Below are 18682 nucleotides of genomic sequence, written 5' to 3' on the forward strand. Positions count from 1 at the left end.
GACATTCAGCGTTCATTTCGCTGATCATTCGCGCTGACCCGTGACTGCAACTGAATTTCCCCGGTTCGATTGTTAAGTGTCATTCCTACGGACTTCGCAAGACTGTTCATTCGAAACACAGTCACGGCATGATCGGTTTTCACCAAATCTTCATCAGGGATGATATGTAAAAATTCAGTCACCATACGAATCTTATCCTCGTCAGTATCTTCTCCCCTGATAATCAAAACATTTCCACTAAGAAAAATATCATCGCTACCTGCAAACAGTTCTGATTGATCTGCAGTTATCCTTAGTAACGGCTTGTCGGGCTCAGTACTGGAGAATTTCACCTGTTCCAGTAAGGCATTATCTTCCTGTGGATAATGCGTCATCCTGTTTGCCGTAAACCGACGGTGCGCGGTGGTGTCGTGATTAATCTGAATACCTTCAAGATGTTCCATTATGTAATCTACGCTATTTTTTATGGCGGCAGTATCCCGTCGAATCTGTTTTTGAAAAAAACCTTCCAACAACATTGTCAGCAACAGCAAAACGACTAGCCATATAGTGGGCCGCAAAATATAGGAGCGATTCATGTATATTTATTTCGATCGTTAGCGTTAATGCTCAATGAACGTTATCAATGGTGTAATGGTGAAAAGGGAGCATATCTAGTAACCGAATTTATTTTAGTATCTAGAGGTTATCATTGAGCCTTGTCGGCATGGTTTTGACAGCAGACCTGCTTCCGCGATCTAAGATTTTACTCGATTGAGCAATTCTATTTGTTGCTAACATGCTTATGGGCACCTCTAAAAATTCAGAGTTCTAAACAAGACCAGGCGCGAATAAAAATATTGACGCAGCATATAATTGATATGTAAGGAAATATTTTTTGTAAGCAACACAGTATTGTGACGAAATGTAGACTTTTAGAGGTACCCTTAGGTTGGGTTACTGAGGAAGTACCGGGGGATTTGAGTGCAATGGAGAGAGCGGGACTGGATTAGAAAGGGCAGGCTGCCCATCAGAGAGATAAAGCCAGTAGATGATCGATCAAGCAATTGACGAAGCATTCTGCCCAGAAAAATAAGCCTTATTTTTCTGGGCAGAATGCTTCGTCAATAATATTTTCTCTACTTGCTGATCAGTCTTTCACAAGTGACCAGGTTCGACAGCTTTATTTTGTGCGTGATTGATAGCTTGCGCTAACCAAACTGTCACCTCTGAAAGTACGTCTCTGGCTGTCGCGCTCCTGGGGTTGACCGCTGTTGTATCCCGCTGGCCTGTTTTTATTGTAACTGGTGGCGTTACGGGTATCACTGCTGTTTGACCAGACTCGCTTGCCTTTGTGATCGGTAGCAGGCGCCCTTCTGGAGTTTCCGTCAGCGCGACCAACTCTTGGCTTGAAGCGTGGCTCCATGCCAGGAATGACATGCGATTCGATGGCATTTCCAGTAAAGCGCTCAATTTTCTTCAGATTGACGGTGTCCTTATCAGAAGCGAAAGAAACCGCGATCCCTGATGCGCCCGCACGACCTGTGCGTCCGATACGGTGCACATAATCTTCAGCAAATTTAGGCAGGTCAAAATTGATTACATGTGTGATATCGGTCACATTGATGCCACGTGCGGCGACATCGGTGGCAACCAGTATTTTGAGATGTCCCTGGCGCAAACCAGTCAAGGTGCGAGTACGCTCACGCTGAGTCATGTCGCCATGCATCGCAGCCGCTTTATGGCCCTGTGCAGCCAGATTATCCGCCAAGGAATCTGCATCTCTTTTGGTTGCGGTAAAAATAATCGCCTGCTTGATTGAAACATCCCGCAACAGATGATCCAGTAATTTGTTTTTATGGGAAATATTATCTACGTAATGGAGCCGCTGCTCAATGTTATCGAGCTTGGCGCGTTGCGAAGCAATCTGGATGCGTTTGGGTGTTTTCAGCAAACGTGCGGCAATCTTGTCGATGGCGCTGTCCAGTGTTGCCGAGAACAGCATGGTTTGGCGTTCAGCCGGTGTGGCGGAGGCAATCAGTTCGACATCCTGAATAAAGCCCATGTCCAGCATACGGTCTGCCTCATCCAGTACCAACATTTCCAAGCGCGAGAAATCGATCCGGCCGCGCTGGATATGGTCAATTAGGCGACCTGGTGTTGCAACCAGAATATCGACCGGCTGAGAAAGCAGTTTGTTTTGCAGCGGGTACGGCATGCCGCCAAGAATGCTGACCACCTTGACACGTGGCAGAAACTTGCCGTATTTACTGGCGGCTTCCGAAACTTGTAAAGCCAGCTCTCGCGTTGGCGTCAAAACCAGTACGCGCGGGCCACGGCTACGTACTGTTGCAGGAGTAGCCAGACGATGCAATGCCGGCAGCATAAAGGCAGCAGTTTTACCCGTTCCCGTCTGCGCACTTGCCATCACATCGTGGCCTGCGATTAATTCCGGGATGGCTTGTTGTTGAATGGGGGTTGGCGTAGTGTAGCCAGCTTCTAGAACTGCTTTGAGTATATCGGAATGTAGATTTAAATTTTCAAAAGACACGTTACTTATCCTAATTAAGAAACGCGCGAGCAGGAACGAAAAAACACCTTGATAAAGGTGTCTGGCAAGTACCGCTGGCGCAGGTAAATAAACATCGCTGCTAACCGGGGTACTGCGAAATTTCCAGAAGAAAAAAGAAATCCAGGGAAGGTCAGGAACGATGAAGCTAAAAAACATTGCCACGTGAAGTAGCAATCCAGCAAGTATACAGAAACCAGGCTCGTTGTCGAGCAGTTTATAAATGACCGACTAAGGATACGGGTTTAATCTGTTAGAATTGGCCGATTCCCGCCATCACCCTGGTCATCATGATAAAGGTTCTCGTTCGGCTGCTGCTTTATGGTTGTTTTGTTATCGGATTTTCGGCCTGTTCGATTGATGAGAAAACGGATTCGGTCCAGACAGTGGTTCCTTGGGTAAAAACCGTTTTGGCCAGCGTTGATAATCAATCCACACTAGAGTTGTCCGGTGTAGTGCGCGCGCGCTATGAAACGCCGGTGGCATTTCAGCTGAGTGGACTCATTGCCGCGCGCCACGCCCATGCCGGACAATCGGTTAAGAAAGATCAGATTTTGTTTGATCTGGATACGCGTGACTTACTGCAGGCCGCCCAGGCTGCTGTAGCTGAACGGGCAGCCGCACAAGCCGCGCTTGCCACTGCAACGGTAGATGTGGGCCGGGATCGGAAATTGCTGGCAAAGAATTTCGTGAGCAAGCAAGCGCTTGACCGGAGCAGACTGGTTGAACAAGAGGCTCGCGCCCGGCTGAATGCGGCATGGGCAAGAGAGAAACAGGCTCAACATGCTTTGGGGTATGCAAAGTTACGCGCAGAAGCATCCGGTGTACTGATTGAAGTGAGCGGAGAGCCTGGCCAGGTCATCTCGTTTGGACAGGCGATTGCGGTGTTGGCACAGGATGGCGAACGGGAAATAGAAGTATTTTTTCCCGAGAATACCCGGCCACGCGAGTCAGGAACCGTCAATCTGCCCGATGGCAATGCGTTGCCAATATTGTTGCGCGAAGCGGCAGGCGCAGCCGATCCTGCCAGCCGTACCTGGCGTGCACGTTATCGCATCAAGCAGGATCATCAGGATTTGTCGCTTGGTCAGGTGGTAAAAACCCGTTTCATGAAAACTAACGGCGCAGGCAATACATTGAAAATCCCGCTCGGTGCATTGGATGAACGCGGCGAAGGCGCGCGTATCTGGCAGTTGCGTGAGGGTAAGGCACAGCCGGTATCCGCCTGGATTGTTGCGCTGGATAATGAGCATGCCTGGGTGCGTGCCGATCTGCCCGAGAATAGCCACATCATCGCACTAGGGGTCAATCTGCTCAAACCTGGCATGGCCGTCCAAGCATTGGCACAGTGAATTTCCCCAATCTTTCTGCGCTTGCTGTCCGCGAGCGTTCGGTCACGTTGTTTTTCATTCTGTTCTCGGTTTTTGCCGGTATCTATGCGTTTCTTTCGCTGGGGCGTGCGGAAGACCCAGCGTTCACGGTGCGGGTGATGGTGATATCGGTACTTTGGCCAGGCGCTACCACAGTGGAAATACAAAATCAGGTAGTGGATCGTCTGGAAAAACGTGTTCAGGAAGTAGAACATCTGTACCGCATTGAAACCACGATTCGTCCAGGCCGGGCTGATTTGCAGGTGGAATTTCATGATTACGTTACCAACGCTATGATTCCCGATCTTTTCTATCAGGTGCGTAAACGCATGGTTGATGAGGCCCCCCGTCTCCCGCGAGAAGTGATTGGACCTATCATCGACGAGGATTTTTCTGACGTTTACTTCACTCTCATCGCGCTCACTGCTCCCGGCATGCCTATGTGGCAGCTGACTCGTGAAACGGAAGCGATACGCGACCGCCTGCAACGGGTGGAAGGCGTGCATAAAGCTTTAATATTGGGGGAGCGTAGCGAACGTGTTTATGTTGAGTTCGATAACGCCCGGCTGATCAACCTGGGAATTTCGCCACAGCAAATTTTTGATGCTATCGAAGCACATAATCGCATGGTGCCCGCCGGCCATCTGGAGACCAGCGGGCCCAGAATTTACCTGCGATTGGATACCGATCTCGCCGATCCCTCAGCACTTGCCGCCATCCCGATCCGTATCGGCGATAGCCTGCTGCGCCTCGATGATGTTGCGACCATCAGCCGCGGTTACGAGGACCCGCCGAGTTATCTGATCCGGGCGCAAAGTGAGGATGCGATTGTGCTGGGTGTCGTCATGCGCAAAGGTGAGAATGGCCTGGATCTGGGGAAACGCCTGGTCAATTTCCTGGATGTCGAGCGTGGTCGTCTGCCACTCGGCATGTCTATCACGCAGTTGACCAATCAGGCCGAGGTCATTTCGGCTGCCGTCGATCTTTTTCAGATCAAACTGCTGGTCGCCGTCATGGTTGTAATGGGCGTGACCTTGCTGGCAATAGGCTGGCATGCGGGACTGGTGGTCGGGATTGCCATTCCGATCACGCTGGGTATTACCTTCCTCCTGATCAAGGTAGGTGGCATCAATCTTGATCGTATCTCGCTCGGCGCGTTGATTATTGCGCTCGGATTGCTGGTGGATGATGCGATCATCTCGATCGAGATGATGGTGGTAAAGATGTCCGAAGGCTGGGACCGCACACGCGCTGCAACCCATGCCTGGACTGTCACTGCCGCTCCGATGCTGTTCGGCACGCTGGTCACCATAGCGGGTTTTGTACCGATTGGTTTTGCAAAATCGGGCGTGGGCGAATATGCGGGCAATATTTTCTGGGTACTCGCCTATTCGTTGTTGGCGTCCTGGATCGTGGCGGTAACTTTTACACCCTATTTGGGTACTTTGCTGTTGCCTGACCAGCTGAAACATGAAGTCAATGAGGGTGATTTATACCAGACACCGCGTTATAACAGGATTCGCGCGCTGATCCACTGGTGTGTTCTGCATCGCAAAACCATTGTATTCGGTACTGTTGGCTTGTTGCTGTCAAGCATTGCCGGACTGGCTGGGCCAGTGCAGAAGCAGTTTTTTCCCAGCTCTGACCGACCGGAAATACTGGTCAGTATTTTCATGCCGCAGGGTAGCGCCATTATCAATACTGATGCAACCGTACGAAAAATGGAGGCGATTCTTGCTGAAATGCCGGAAATCAAAACATATTCCGCCTACATTGGTGCCGGTGTGCCGCGTTTTTTCTTTGCGGTCAATCCAGAGCAGCCCGACCCGGCTTTTGCCAAACTGATTGTCGTGGCGAAAGATACGGCCGCGCGCGATAAAATCATGGCGGCGCTTGATCACCATATCGTTAGTGGCGCATTCCCGGAAGCAAGGATCCGGGTAACAACGCTGTTATTTGGCCCACCTATTATTTGGCCGATCACATTTCGCGTGGTTGGTCCAGACCCGGTCAAGCTGCGGCACATTGCGCACCAGGTGCGGGATGTCATGAAAACTAACCCCTACGCGCATGATCCTCATCTGGAATGGGATGAGCGGGTACCGATACTTCACCTGGCCATCGATCATAATCGGCTGAGCCTGACCGGGTTGACACCACAGGGTGTTGCGCAACAGCTTCAGTTTCAGCTCGATGGTTTCTCCGTTACGGAAGTTCGACACGACATCCGTACGGTGGAAGTACGTGCGCGTGGCCTCAAGGAAAATAAGCCGGATCTGCTGGCTTTGGAAATAAGAACCCAGAACGGACGTAAAGTGCCTCTGGCGCAAATTGGCGAGCAGCAGGTGCGCTATGAAGATCCGGCTATCCGACGCTATAATCGCGAGCTTTTCATCGCAGTGAATGCGGAAGTGCGTGGCGCGCAATCGAGTGATGTTACAGCGGCCATCTGGGAGAATCTCAAAGCCATCCGACAGGCATTGCCCGAGGATTACCGCATCGATATTGGCGGAACCGTCGAAGATTCGATTCGCGCCGATTCCTCGATCGAGAAACTGCAGCCGCTCATGATTGGCCTGATGATGATCTTCATCATGTTGCAGATGCGTTCATTTTCCGGCACCTTTATCGTCGTGGCAACGGCTCCGCTGGGTTTGATAGGCGCAGTTATCACGTTGCTGCTGTTCAACCAGCCTTTTGGCTTTGTTGCGCTCCTTGGGTTGACCGGCCTGGCGGGTATTCTGATGCGTAATACTTTGATTCTTACCCAGCAAGTGTCAGACAACATTGCGGCGGGGATGGAAATTCTGCCTGCCGTGGTGGAAGCCGCTGTGCACCGGGCCCGTCCGGTTGTCCTGACAGCGCTAGCCGCTGCACTGGCCTTCATTCCCCTGACATTCGACAGCTTCTGGGGACCACTCGCCTATGTATTAATCGGGGGCGTACTGGTCGGTACCGCAATCACTCTGCTTTTTGTCCCGGCGCTGTACGCGCTCTGGTTCAGGATACGTTGATCGCAATCAGATACCGGTTGTTTACAAAGATAGTTTTTAAAGTCACCTTCAAGCAAATGTATTAATGATGCCCATCTGGCTGATGGCCATTTTCCCGGAATCTTGCTGGATGTCGATACTGCCTGCATTTTTTCTGCCTGACGGATATGGATGGGCAGGTGTCTGCTGTGGGTTTCGTGCGTCCTGACGAGGGGTGTCCGCACCAACGGAAGTATCGGTTAAGGTGATGCCGCTTTCTGCCATGGCTTCGCGTAATCGCAATAAATTTGCTTCAATGGTTTCGCGTACCAGCGGATTCTGCGACGTGAACTGGGCAGTTAATTGCTGTATTCCCTGTTCGTTGGAAATTTTCAACAGGACTTCGATTGGTCCGAGATGTGCCGGATGCAATTTCAACTCGGCTGTTTGCAATCGTTCTGTAGCCAGCCAGGTAACTTTCTGACTAAATTCATCCGGCCAGACTGGATCACTCAAGGCAGCAGACATGGGCACACTGGTCGTTGCTGCTGGAGAGGGATTTGCTGATGAAAGGGATAACGGCAAGGATTTGCCGCTATCAGTTGGAATTGCCGAATGATCCGCGATTATATTGATATCAGGCAGAGCTTCCGTTAGTTTTGATGCCAGGGTAGACATATCGGCGTCTGCATTCAACAAAGAGGTGCCAGCGAATACTGATTGACCAAGTTTTGATGAAATGGAATGAGCGGGACTGGTTAGCCATTTCGGTGGCAATGTATTTGCGTTGGATGGGTTGCTGGTAAAAAAGTCCGATTGACCTGTTATGGACGTCCTGGTTTGCAGTTGAGCGGTAAAGCTATCGGTAGCAGACTGGATGGTGGTTGATAACATTCCGGATGTCAGCGGTATGGCCGGATTGATAATCCCGCTCCCTGGCGGAATGGAGACGGTGCCGGTGCTCATGACTACAGGCAATTCAACTGGTGACTCAACTGACGATTCGTCCGTGGTGATGGGTTCAATCGTGATATCGCTCTGCGCTTCCGCAACCGCCTCTTTCTCGGTATTTTTCAGCACCTCACTGAAAGCTTGATCGCGAGGTTGCTCAGAAACAGGCGTGACAGGCGCGGCCGAACTGATTGCGCTGCTGGCATTGCTGGAGGCAGGCTGGGAAATAGGTAGCAAGGGTAAATTCAGCATGATGTTTACTTTATAAAATTAATGGATACAATTTATTAGCAATTTCCATACCATAAATCATGAAGAAGATTTGCGGCGACTCACGCTGTTGGTCGCGTGTTCATCTTGCTGCTTCTGTTCGTGTTTCATCAAACAAACCGCCTGTTGATGCTGTTGTTTCTGCGTCAATGTATCGAAAGTTTTTAATTTTTGGCGATGCTGCTGAAATTCGCTGCTACCTGCCGCGGTATGTTTTTGGGTATGCAGGACCAGTTTTTGCTGTTCCGCAATTGCGGCATCCAGTTTGCTGATAAAAGCCATGAAATTACGCAATTCGACCGGGTTGACAGCATTTGCGGAATACTCCGCAAGTTGTTGCTGATAGCTTTGCCGGTAATTCAGCAGCATCTTCAGTGTCTTTTCGGATTCCTGCTGTTTGCGGTTCAACTTGCCTAATTTGATGGCGCAATCATCCGCCTGCTTGCGAGCATGATCGGTCAACAGTTTCAGAGTGCGGGGAGTAGACATTTCAGGGCGCCTCTAAAAATTCAAAGTTTTCAACAAAACGCGACACGAGTAAAAAATGTCGACGTCGTATATTTTTGATATATAAGAAAACATTTCTTGAAAGTAACAAAGTGTTGTGACGAAATCTGGTGTTGTTAAAAATGCCCTTTATTCTTCTGGTTGAATACATAACGAATGGGCTCATAACGCTAATCGCATGAATTGACTGATGCTGTCGGTAGAATGCGCCGCCTCAAACATACCCTGTTGCAGAAAGGATTCCATATCCGGATAAAGTTTGATCGCCTTATCCAGTTGCAGGTCACTTCCCGGAATATAGGCACCAACATTAATCAAATCCCGGTTTTGTCGATAGCGTGCATACAGTCCTTTGAAACGCTGCGCGCGTTCAAGCTGCTGGGAGGTAACGATACTGGGCATCACACGGCTAATCGAGGCCTCAATGTCGATTGCCGGATAATGGCCGGACTCCGCCAGTTGACGCGACAGTACGATATGACCATCGAGAATGGCGCGTGCATTATCGGCAATCGGATCATTAGGATCATCGTTTTCAGTCAGGATCGTGTAAAAAGCGGTAATTGAACCGCTGCCCAGACGACCGTTGCCTGCACGTTCCACCAGTTGTGGCAGGCGTGCGAAAACCGAGGGTGGATAGCCTTTGGTAGCGGGTGGTTCACCAATCGCCAAGGCAATTTCGCGTTGCGCCATGGCAAAACGGGTCAGTGAGTCCATGATCAATAGCACATGTTTGCCTTCATTGCGGAAATATTCTGCAACGGCAGTGGCATAAGCGGCGCCCTGCAGACGCATCAGCGGAGAAGTATCCGCAGGAGCGGCAATCACCACCGAACGCTGCAGACCTGCGCTGCCGAGGATATTCTCGATAAATTCCTTGACTTCGCGACCACGTTCACCAATCAGCGCGACTACGATAACATCGGCGCTGGTGTAGCGTGCCATCATGCCAAGCAACACACTTTTGCCGACACCGCTACCGGCAAACAATCCCATGCGTTGGCCACGACCCACACTTAACAGCGTATTGATTGCGCGTACTCCGACATCAAGTGTTTCCTCGATGGGTGCGCGTTCCAATGGATTGAAGGGGCGACTGTAGAGTGGCACGCTGTGATCACAATTGAGTATGCCGCCACGATCCAGCGGCTCACCGACTCCATTGAGCACGCGACCAAGCAATGCCTGACCGACCTGGATGTGCTTGGTGCGATCTGCCGCACGCCGTCTCGGGTGTTGCGCGACACCGACATGTGGCATATTACCCAGATATTCCAATGGAATGACTTTGGCGCCGGGAGCGAGTCCGTAAACATCGCTGGAGGGCATCAGGAACAGTCTTTCCCCGGAGAAACCGACCACTTCGGCTGTGACATTGTTGCCGTTGGGCAGCAAGACCAGGCAACTGGTGCCGACTGCCAGTTTTAGCCCAACCGCTTCCATTACCAGACCAGCAACACGAGTCAAGGTACCGCTGATCAGATAGGGATCGACCGGCGTGACCAGTTGCTGACAATTCCGGATAAAATCCTGCCAGAGGGGGGTGTGTGCGCAAATGTCGGTATGGCTCATATCAACCAGGGCTGTTCCTGCCCCAGGCTGGCCAACGTGCGTTGCCAGCGGGTAGGCAGGGTGGCATCCACTTCACAACCGCCACTTTCCACCAGACAGCCACCGGGCTCGATTTGGCTGTCTTCAATGACTTCCCATTTTGATTGGGCTGACTGGCTGGCGAGGTGTTCCTGAACCAATGCTACATCCTGCGGATGAAGCTTCAGGTGCAAGGGCTGAGTGGTGACTGGCAACTGGCGAAGCGCCGCCTCAATGACGGGCAGCACCAGCTCGGGTCTGGCCTGGAGAGCCTGTCCCACCATTTTTCTGGCAAGATCCATGGCAAGCGCCAGCACATCCTGTGCGATGGTTTGATCTATTTTAATCAATTCCTGCTCAAAGGAACCAATCAACAAATACAGGCGCTGTCGCTCTGCCGTACTCTCCTGGGCAGCCTGCTCCCTACCTGCCTGGTAGCCTGCCTGCGTGCCTTCATCCCGCGCTTGCTGGTAAATAGTCTCTATTTGATCTGCCGTGGGTAGAATGTCAGCTTTCTGCCGGGATGGCGCATTGGCATCCCGGGTGGCTTTTGCAGGTTTGGGGATCGGCGGTTCTGCGGTCTCATTTTTTTTCATAGACCTGAAAGCATCGAGTGCGCTAAATTCCCATTTTTTCCAGTCAGTCAGGTCTTTTTTTGCAATTACTTGAGCGGCATCCATCGCGGTGTCCTTGGTTAAATTGTTTCAATGTCAGCAAGAAAAAAATTGAAAAAATTGAAGAAACATTAGACTGACTTAAGGGCGATTACAAAAATCCTTCTGCCCCTCCACCCAGCACGATACGACCATCATCGGCAAGTTGGCGCAAAGTCTTGAGGATTTTCTTCTGTTCGGTTTCCACTTCCGAGACACGTACCGGTCCCTTGGATTCCAGGTCTTCGCGCAGCGTCTCGGCTGCACGCTGTGACATGTTTTTAAAGATCTTGGTGCGCAATTCTTCCCTGGCGCCTTTGAGAGCGGTAATGAGTGAATCTGACTGGATCTCCCGCAGCAGCAGCTGAATACCCTGATCATCGACCTTCATCAGATCATCAAACACAAACATTTCATCCATGATCTTCTGGGCAATATCTTCATCATACTGGGAGAAATTTTCCATGATGCCGGCTTCGAGTGCGGTTGGCATGAAATTCATGATTTCAGCAGTGGTTCGAATGCCGCCCATGCGTGGTTTTCTGATATTGTCGCTGCCGGATAGCAGTTTGCCGAGCACGCCATTCAATTCCCGCAGCGCAGCCGGTTGCACACTGTCAAGCGTAGCGATGCGCAGCAGAACATCATTACGCAGCCGTTCGGTAAACAGCGCGAGAACTGCACTGGCCTGATCGCGTTCCAGATGTACCATGACCGTGGCGATGATCTGGGGATGTTCACTCTTGATCAGTTCAGCAGCCGCCGCCGCATCCATCCATTTCAGACTTTCGATACCGCTCGTATCGTCACTCTGATTGAGCCTGTCGAGCAGGGCGTTGGCCTTGTCTTCCCCCAGCGCTTTGGTGAGCACCTTGCGCAGGTAGTCACTGGCATTCTGTCCAAGCGAAGTTTTGTCTTTTGCCTGACTGCAGAATTCCTCCAGCACCAGTTCTATCTTGTCGCGCTTGATGTCATTCAGACCTGCAATCGCTTCGCTGAGCTTCTGTACTTCCTTGGGCGCGAGGTGGCGAAAAACTTGGGCAGCTTCTTCTTCACCCAGTGACATCAGCAAAATGGCACTTTTTAAAATACCTTCATCGTTCATTGCCAGCCACCCATCCTTTAATAACATTGGCCACAATGGAAGGTTCATTAACAGCCAGGAATCTCGCCTGCTGTAGATTTTCCTCCAGCGTGATTACCCTGACAGCTTGAGCTGGCTGTTCACTTTCTAATTCCGCATGTGCTAGCGCAGGTACCGGTGGCGGCGGAGGCAGCAATGTCTTGAGAAATGGCCGCAGTATCTTTTGCAGAAAATACAGCACGATCGCCGCAATCAGAAGTTGCTTGCCAATATCCTGGGCAAGCTGAATCGTTTCCGGCGCTTTCCAGAAGGGTATTTCCTCGAAGGTTTCTTCTGTAAGGTTGAACTGACTGTTGGTCACGGTCAGCGTATCACCACGTGCCTCATTAAAACCGATGGTTTGTTTGACGAGATCAGTGATCTTATCGATTTCTTCGGCGGGTAGAGCTGCGTTGATTGGATTACCTTCCTCATCCAGTCGACTGCGGTAGTTGATCACGACGGCGGCGGATAGCCGGTTGATTCGGCCTGTTGACTGACGGGTATGCGAGATGGTTTTATCAACTTCATAATTGGTGGTTGATTCCTTGCGGCTATCCGTAGGCGTGGTTTTTTCGGCCTGGGCTGCTTCAGTCGCCTGTGCATCGACTTCAACAGGGGCTTGGGCGGGAGCAGGGGGGCGATTAGTCAATGCTCCGGGGATGCCGCCTTCCGCTTGTGCGATAGAAAGTGACTCCGATTTCTGCTCACTGCGGATTGCTGCAGCTTCGACAGTATTATTATTGGGCTTATAAGTTTCTTCGGCACGTTCCACTCGGGAGAAATCCAGATCGGCGGTGACCTGGGCATGCACATTGGCCGGCCCGGTAAGCGGGGTCAGTATGGCCTCAATACGGCGCGCAAAATTTTGTTCCAGGTCTTGCACGTATTTGAGCTGACTGGGATTCAGCCCGGTTTCTTCGGTATCATTTTTTTGCGCGCTGAGTAAATTGCCATGCTGGTCAACAACGGTCACATTCTTGACCGGCAGATTGGGAATACTGCTCGAAACCAGATGCACAATGGCGCTGACCTGTTCAGCAGCAAGTACTCTGCCAGGATGAAGATTGAGCAATACGGATACGCTGGGTTGCTGACGCTCTCTGGCAAACACAGTTGGCTTGGTAATGGCCAGGTGAACGCGCGCACCTTCGACTGCCGATAGGGACTGGATCGAGCGGGACAATTCCCCTTCGAGCGCACGTTGATAATTGACCTGTTCCAGAAATTGACTGGAGCCAAATTTTTGGTTTTCCAGAATCTCAAACCCGGCCAGCCCTCCCTTGGGCAGCCCCTGGCTGGCCAGACGCAAACGTACCTCGTGCACCTGTCCGCCAGGAATCAGAATGGCTCCACCGCCATCCGCAAATTTGTAGGGAATATTCATTTGCTGCAGTGCGCCAATGATTGCCCCGCCATCCTGATCGGAGACATTAGCGTAAAGTATGCGGTAATCCGGTGTTTGACTCCACATCCAGGCACCAGCAATCAATGCAATGATAGTGGCCGCTGCCAGCATCAGCCCCAGTTTTTTCTGCACGGATAATTGCTTGATTTGATCGAGCCGATTAACCGCTTCTGTCTCGTTTGGAATCGTTGCCATGGATTTCTCTCCTGCCTCGCTATTGCTTTGGTATGCCTCAGTTTGTCGTAACCAGCCAAAAATTGATTGTAGATTCAGGCTGACTGTGCGGATAGCAGGATTATCAGGATTTTCATATTTTCCGAATGATGAAAAAGACCACATTTGGCCGCGCTATTTGCTCAATGATTGAACCCATGAGCAATGCTAAGCTGCGCGGCAATGAAAACAGAAAAAACAGTTCCGGTTTCGATGCACACTATGGATAACGTTAGTCTGGCTGTTGACCAGCAGCAACTGAAAGCGGCATTTGCACAATTCAGTCAGGCTTCAGCACAGCTTTCTGGCGTTTATCAGGCGTTGCAGCAACAAGTCCACCAGCTTACGCAGGAACTGGCGCTCGCCAATGGTGAGCTGCAACATGAATTGATGGCTAAGGAAGCGTTGTCGCAGAAACTGAGTCAGTTATTGACTGCCCTGCCTGCCGGGGTAGTCACGCTGGATCAGGACGATCGTATCGAGCAGGTCAACCCCGCAGCGCTGCGATTGCTGGGTGAACCCCTGCTTGGTTGCCGCTGGTGGCAAATCGAGCAGGATAGATTGTGTCCGGCAGGCGTGGCTGGTGAATGGCATTTCGCGGCGGAAACCACCCGCGTGCAGCGTGTGTATATCGAGAGCAGCATCTCGGTAGTCGATCAGACACGTATCCTGTTGATTCACGATATCAGCGAAGCACATGCCATGCGCGAGCAGAATCGGCGTAACCAGCGGTTGGCGGCGATGGGCGAAATGGCTGCTGGCCTGGCACACCAGCTGCGTACACCATTATCCACTGCATTGCTGTATGCGGAACACCTGAGCAGTGAAGCACTGAGTATTCAGGCGCGTCAGCGTTTTGCCGTTAAGACGCAGGAACGGCTGCAGCATCTGGAACAGCTGATCTGCAATATGTTGCAGTTCGTCAAGGGTGACAGTATTCCGACGCATGAGGTCAGGCTGTCTGCCCTGTTGAGCGAGTTGCAGTGGATGATGACACCGCAGCTGCAACGCGCGGATGTACGGCTGACCGTGACCGACAACAGCAATAATGTCTGCCTCCATGCCAATCAGGACTCGCTGTGCAGCGTCCTGAGCAGTCTGCTGGAAAATGCTCTCCAGGTGTCTGTTGCAGGTAGCCGAATTACGCTTTCCTGTGAAGCGACCGAAGATGCGGTCATGCTGACAGTAGGTGATGACGGACCGGGAATCGAACCGGCAGTGGTGGAGCGGTTATTTGATCCATTCTTTACGACCCGTTCTGAAGGAACCGGGCTCGGTCTGGCGATTGCGCATGATGTAGTGCGATCGATGCGCGGAGAAATCCGGGTGGCGTCGGTGCCGGGAGCGGGCAGTCGTTTTACGGTGTGTTTGCCGAGAAAAATTTGAGGGCACCTCTAACAATAGGGAGATGGCAGAAATGCAAAATTTACCGGTTTTGATTGTTGAAGACGATCCTGATCTTCGCGAGGCGCTCAGTGCGACGCTGCATCTGGCGGGCATCGCGAGTCTGACCGCTGCGGATGGCGAACAGGCGTTGCAGCAGCTGGCGGCACAACCCGTCGGGCTCGTCATCAGTGATGTGCAAATGCGACCCATGGATGGCCATACACTGCTACAGAATATCAAACGGCAATTTCCGGTCATACCGGTGGTATTGATGACGGCTTTTGGTGAGATCGGAAAGGCGGTGGCCGCGATGCGTGACGGTGCCTGCGATTATCTGAGCAAACCTTTCGATTCAGCCAGCTTGCTGGCGCATGTCAGGCATTACCTGCTGCCTGTCGCCAGTGACGAAACATCGAATCTCGTGGCACGTGACCCCCAAACTCTCAATCTACTCTCGTTGGCGAAAAAAGTGGCGGAATCAGCTGCAACCGTGATGCTGACCGGCGAGAGCGGCTGCGGCAAGGAAGTATTTGCCCGTTATATCCATCAGCATTCACCCCGTGCCACTGCACCTTTTGTGGCGATCAACTGTGCGGCCATTCCGGAAAATCTGCTGGAAGCCATCCTGTTCGGTCATGAGAAAGGAGCATTTACCGGCGCCGTCCAATCACAGGCCGGTAAATTTGAACAGGCCAACGGCGGCACTCTGCTGCTCGACGAGATTTCAGAAATGCCACTGGGTCTGCAGGCGAAACTGTTGCGGGTGTTACAGGAGCGGGAAGTGGAACGAGTGGGCGGGAACAAGCTGATCAAGCTAGATTTTCGTCTGATCGCCACATCAAACCGGGATATGGCCGCACGGGTGCGCGAGGGGGCGTTTCGCGAGGACCTTTATTACCGGCTGAATGTGTTTCCACTGGAGATTCCGCCACTCAGAACGCGCCCGAAGGACATCGTGCCGCTTGCCAGACATATTCTGGCCAGGACTGCCCAGGATGCACAATTATGTTACACCCTGAAGCAGTCAGCGATTGATTCCCTGGAGAATTATGCCTGGCCGGGGAATGTGCGTGAATTGGAAAATGTCATGCAACGCGCGATGATCATGGCATCAGAATCAATCGAGGCGGCCCATCTCAATTTGCCGGCCAGCCCTATTCAGGAGCAGTCGCCCGCCATCGATACCAGGCCAGTTACCGATTTGCGTGATATCAAATCGCTGGAGCGTGAGCATATTCTGCAAACGCTCGCGGCTGTCAATGGATCACGCAAGCTGGCGGTACAGAAGCTCGGTATTTCCGAACGCACCTTGCGTTACAAGTTACAGCAGTATCGCCTTTCCGGATGTTAACAGGAGCTAAGTGATGGAAATTTCTTCAGGTATCAACCAGATGCTGGCGCAAATCAGAGCTGCATCTGAGCTGGCAGCGGGAAACGCTAAACCCGACGCAGGAACCACTGCGCCACAGGCAGATTTTGGACAACTGCTCAAGTCCGCTGTCGATCAGGTCAACGACGTCCAGCAAACTGCTGGACAATTAACCCAGGGATTTGCACGTGGTGATCCGGATACTCAATTGCATGAAGTCATGATTTCACTGCAAAAGGCAAATATTTCGTTTCAGTCAATGATACAGGTACGAAACCGCCTGGTGACGGCGTATCAAGAAATCATGAACATGCAAGTGTAAGCAATCTTAACAAGAGGTAATTATGTCCAACCCGCATCTGGTTTCTGGTCATTATGACGACGCATATCAATCAGCAGACGATCTGCAAGAGAATTTTGGCGTGAATTCGCCAATTGAAATTCAGTTTATACTCAAGGCTATTCAACAGGAGAAATCGTTGCTGTCGCTCTTTCCGGAACGCAGTGGCCAATTTGTGCTGTCCTCCATTCTGGCGATTGAGCCTGCCAGGAATCTGCTGTTGGTTGATCTTGGCAATGATCCAGCCATGAATGAACTTGTCCTCAAGGCCAATACCGTTACCTGTGTCTCCTCACAGAACCGGGTCAAAATCGAATTCTGCTGTGAGAAATTTCAACTGGTACAGTTTGAAGGTCGCCCCACATTTGCAGCCAAAATTCCATCTTCGTTGCTGCGTTTTCAGCGTCGCAATTTCTATCGCATCATGACCCCGGTCAGCAACCCTGCAACCTGCCTGTTTACCATGCTGGTAGACCATGACCAGCAAAGTGAAGCCATTTTTAATTTATTTGATATCAGCTGTGGTGGCATGGCGCTGATCGATCAGCACTATGCGCTTGATTTGGAGCCGGGAAAGGTTTTTGCCGGATGTCTGCTCAATTTCCCCGAGGCAGGTGAAATTGTCGTGACGGCAGCAATCAGAAATTCCTATTCCATGACGCTGAAGAACGGGCTTTCCTGCCAGCGGGCAGGTTGTGAATTTATTAACCTGCCGGAAGATGGCCGTATGTTGATTCAACGCTACATTACCCGGCTGGAGCAGCAGGAGCGGCAGTTCCGGCGTGATGCTTGACAGGATGCCTGCAAGTAATGAGGTGAGTGGCGGGTTGTCGATTTTGATTACATCTTTGTGAATGTGTACATGCACTCGTTTTTAACATATTGATATTAAAAATAAATATTTGTTGGCACGAATACTGCTCTTATATAGATAGCAATTGAAAAATCGTGTCCAAATCATAATGACGAGGAGTCAGAATAATGTTACAGAATACAAAGATATTTCTTGGTGGAGCGCTGTTATTGAGTGTTTTGGCAATTTCAACCAATGCACATGCCGTTTTTTTAATCGATGATTTCACGGATTTTCAAACAGTCAGTGATTCTGGAATAGCGCCGGGCACCGGCAGCACTCCCCTTGCGCTTTCTGCTACCGCCAGCAGTCTGGCGGGTATTCAGAGAACGCTGTTTTCTGATGCCACTGGCGGTGGATTTGGTGATCAGACCATTCTGATCGGCGAGCCGGGTGGCCCAGGCACGGGTGGCATGCTGGCCGTCTCTAACAATACTTTTTCCGCGGGCACGGCCACGATTACCTGGAATGGTTTTGCAACCAGCGATTTCACGGCATTTTCCAATGCCATTTTGCTGGAAGTAATCGCTATCGATTTGAATATCAACGTAGAAATGATCGTCAATGGCAACACGCTGACACCATCCACCTCCGGGCTGCAAACATTCACTGGCCCAGGCAATTTCTTTGTCAACTTCGCTACTTTCAGCGACCCGCTCGCTTTCCAGGCGGTCAGTCAATTTCAACTGAAATTTACGGGTCCAACCGCCTGGGATGGCCAGTTCCGTTTGCTGGCGGCAGAGAGCAATCAGGAAATACCCGAACCTGCCATGCTGTTTTTGATGGGACTGGGTTTTCTGGGATTGATGGCTGTCAGAAAACGCATTATCTGACGTTGAAGACATGCTGGCTGGAAAATTTTGTTTAGTTTTTACTTTCCAGCCGGTAAAGCCACGCCAGCAGCTCAGCAACGGCAATATACAATTCGGGCGGGATGCGTCCATCCAGATCAAGCTGCATTAACATTGCCACCAACTCCGCGGATTCATGCACATAGATGCCGTGCTCCTGAGCACGGCGAATAATTTCTTCGGCAACCAGTCCTTTCCCTTTCGCCACTACTGTGGGTGCAGTCATGCCGCTGTGATAGCTGAGTGCAACCGCATGTTGCATGGGCGTGGGTTTCACC

16 protein-coding genes are annotated in these 18682 nt (G+C 51.2%); 7 read left to right on the plus strand and 9 right to left on the minus strand.

Annotation, left to right across the window (positions count from 1 at the left end; translation table 11 throughout):
* Positions 1–5: 5 nt before the first annotated feature.
* Together lptC and NSMM_RS00855 are read right to left on the minus strand one after the other, a co-directional pair.
* Positions 6–578 carry an LPS export ABC transporter periplasmic protein LptC gene (gene lptC / locus NSMM_RS00850; RefSeq protein WP_090283670.1) on the minus strand — a complete coding sequence of 191 codons (573 nt, stop codon included), beginning with the start codon at positions 576–578 and terminating at the stop codon, positions 6–8.
* Positions 579–1162: 584 nt separating this feature from the next.
* Complete coding sequence (locus NSMM_RS00855; RefSeq protein ID WP_090283856.1) at positions 1163–2530, minus strand: DEAD/DEAH box helicase; 1368 nt, start codon at positions 2528–2530, stop codon at positions 1163–1165.
* A gap of 308 nt (positions 2531–2838) precedes the next feature.
* Between NSMM_RS00855 and NSMM_RS00860 the strand changes: the two genes are divergently transcribed.
* Together NSMM_RS00860 and NSMM_RS00865 are read left to right on the plus strand one after the other, a co-directional pair.
* Positions 2839–3900 carry an efflux RND transporter periplasmic adaptor subunit gene (locus tag NSMM_RS00860; RefSeq protein WP_090283672.1) on the plus strand — a complete coding sequence of 354 codons (1062 nt, stop codon included), beginning with the start codon at positions 2839–2841 and terminating at the stop codon, positions 3898–3900.
* Positions 3897–6932, plus strand: coding sequence for an efflux RND transporter permease subunit (locus tag NSMM_RS00865; protein ID WP_090283674.1), 3036 nt, complete (start codon positions 3897–3899; stop codon positions 6930–6932). The genes NSMM_RS00860 and NSMM_RS00865 overlap by 4 nt, the downstream gene beginning before the upstream one ends.
* A 48-nt stretch (positions 6933–6980) precedes the next feature.
* On the opposite strand, the gene NSMM_RS00870 is transcribed toward NSMM_RS00865, so the two are convergent.
* The 6 genes from NSMM_RS00870 to fliF form a co-directional block, all read right to left on the minus strand.
* Entirely contained in the window at positions 6981–8093 is a 1113-nt protein-coding gene (locus NSMM_RS00870; protein ID WP_090283676.1) for a flagellar hook-length control protein FliK, read from the minus strand.
* 57 nt (positions 8094–8150) lie between these two features.
* A complete protein-coding gene (gene fliJ / locus NSMM_RS00875) occupies positions 8151–8600 on the minus strand; it encodes a flagellar export protein FliJ (RefSeq protein ID WP_090283678.1) in 450 nt (149 codons plus the stop codon).
* Between the two features lie 180 nt (positions 8601–8780).
* A complete protein-coding gene (gene fliI / locus NSMM_RS00880; RefSeq protein ID WP_090283680.1) occupies positions 8781–10190 on the minus strand; it encodes a flagellar protein export ATPase FliI in 1410 nt (469 codons plus the stop codon).
* On the minus strand, positions 10187–10888 hold the full coding sequence (locus NSMM_RS00885; protein WP_090283682.1) for a flagellar assembly protein FliH: 702 nt from the start codon (positions 10886–10888) through the stop codon (positions 10187–10189). The genes fliI and NSMM_RS00885 overlap by 4 nt, the downstream gene beginning before the upstream one ends.
* An 85-nt stretch (positions 10889–10973) precedes the next feature.
* Positions 10974–11966, minus strand: coding sequence for a flagellar motor switch protein FliG (gene fliG / locus NSMM_RS00890; protein WP_090283684.1), 993 nt, complete (start codon positions 11964–11966; stop codon positions 10974–10976).
* On the minus strand, positions 11956–13587 hold the full coding sequence (gene fliF, locus NSMM_RS00895; RefSeq protein ID WP_090283858.1) for a flagellar basal-body MS-ring/collar protein FliF: 1632 nt from the start codon (positions 13585–13587) through the stop codon (positions 11956–11958). Before fliF ends, fliG begins: the two co-directional genes overlap by 11 nt.
* A 201-nt stretch (positions 13588–13788) precedes the next feature.
* Between fliF and NSMM_RS00900 the strand changes: the two genes are divergently transcribed.
* The 5 genes from NSMM_RS00900 to NSMM_RS00920 all read left to right on the plus strand — a co-directional run bounded on the left by NSMM_RS00900 (position 13789) and on the right by NSMM_RS00920 (position 18386).
* On the plus strand, positions 13789–14991 hold the full coding sequence (locus NSMM_RS00900; protein ID WP_245654622.1) for a sensor histidine kinase: 1203 nt from the start codon (positions 13789–13791) through the stop codon (positions 14989–14991).
* 31 nt (positions 14992–15022) lie between these two features.
* Positions 15023–16342, plus strand: a complete 1320-nt coding sequence (locus NSMM_RS00905; protein ID WP_245654623.1) for a sigma-54-dependent transcriptional regulator — start codon at positions 15023–15025, stop codon at positions 16340–16342.
* Between the two features lie 13 nt (positions 16343–16355).
* Entirely contained in the window at positions 16356–16682 is a 327-nt protein-coding gene (gene fliE, locus NSMM_RS00910) for a flagellar hook-basal body complex protein FliE (protein ID WP_090283689.1), read from the plus strand.
* A gap of 22 nt (positions 16683–16704) precedes the next feature.
* Complete coding sequence (locus NSMM_RS00915; protein WP_090283691.1) at positions 16705–17493, plus strand: flagellar brake protein; 789 nt, start codon at positions 16705–16707, stop codon at positions 17491–17493.
* Positions 17494–17681: 188 nt separating this feature from the next.
* The gene (locus tag NSMM_RS00920; RefSeq protein ID WP_090283693.1) at positions 17682–18386 is read left to right on the plus strand and encodes a PEP-CTERM sorting domain-containing protein; all 705 of its coding nucleotides are present in this window, start codon (positions 17682–17684) and stop codon (positions 18384–18386) included.
* Positions 18387–18417: 31 nt separating this feature from the next.
* Here the strand turns inward: NSMM_RS00920 and NSMM_RS00925 are convergent, their stop codons facing one another.
* Positions 18418–18666 carry an EscU/YscU/HrcU family type III secretion system export apparatus switch protein gene (locus tag NSMM_RS00925; protein ID WP_090283862.1) on the minus strand — a complete coding sequence of 83 codons (249 nt, stop codon included), beginning with the start codon at positions 18664–18666 and terminating at the stop codon, positions 18418–18420.
* Between the last annotated feature and the right edge of the window lie 16 nt (positions 18667–18682).

This window comes from Nitrosomonas mobilis (assembly GCF_900103035.1).
Taxonomy (GTDB): Bacteria; Pseudomonadota; Gammaproteobacteria; order Burkholderiales; family Nitrosomonadaceae; genus Nitrosomonas; species Nitrosomonas mobilis.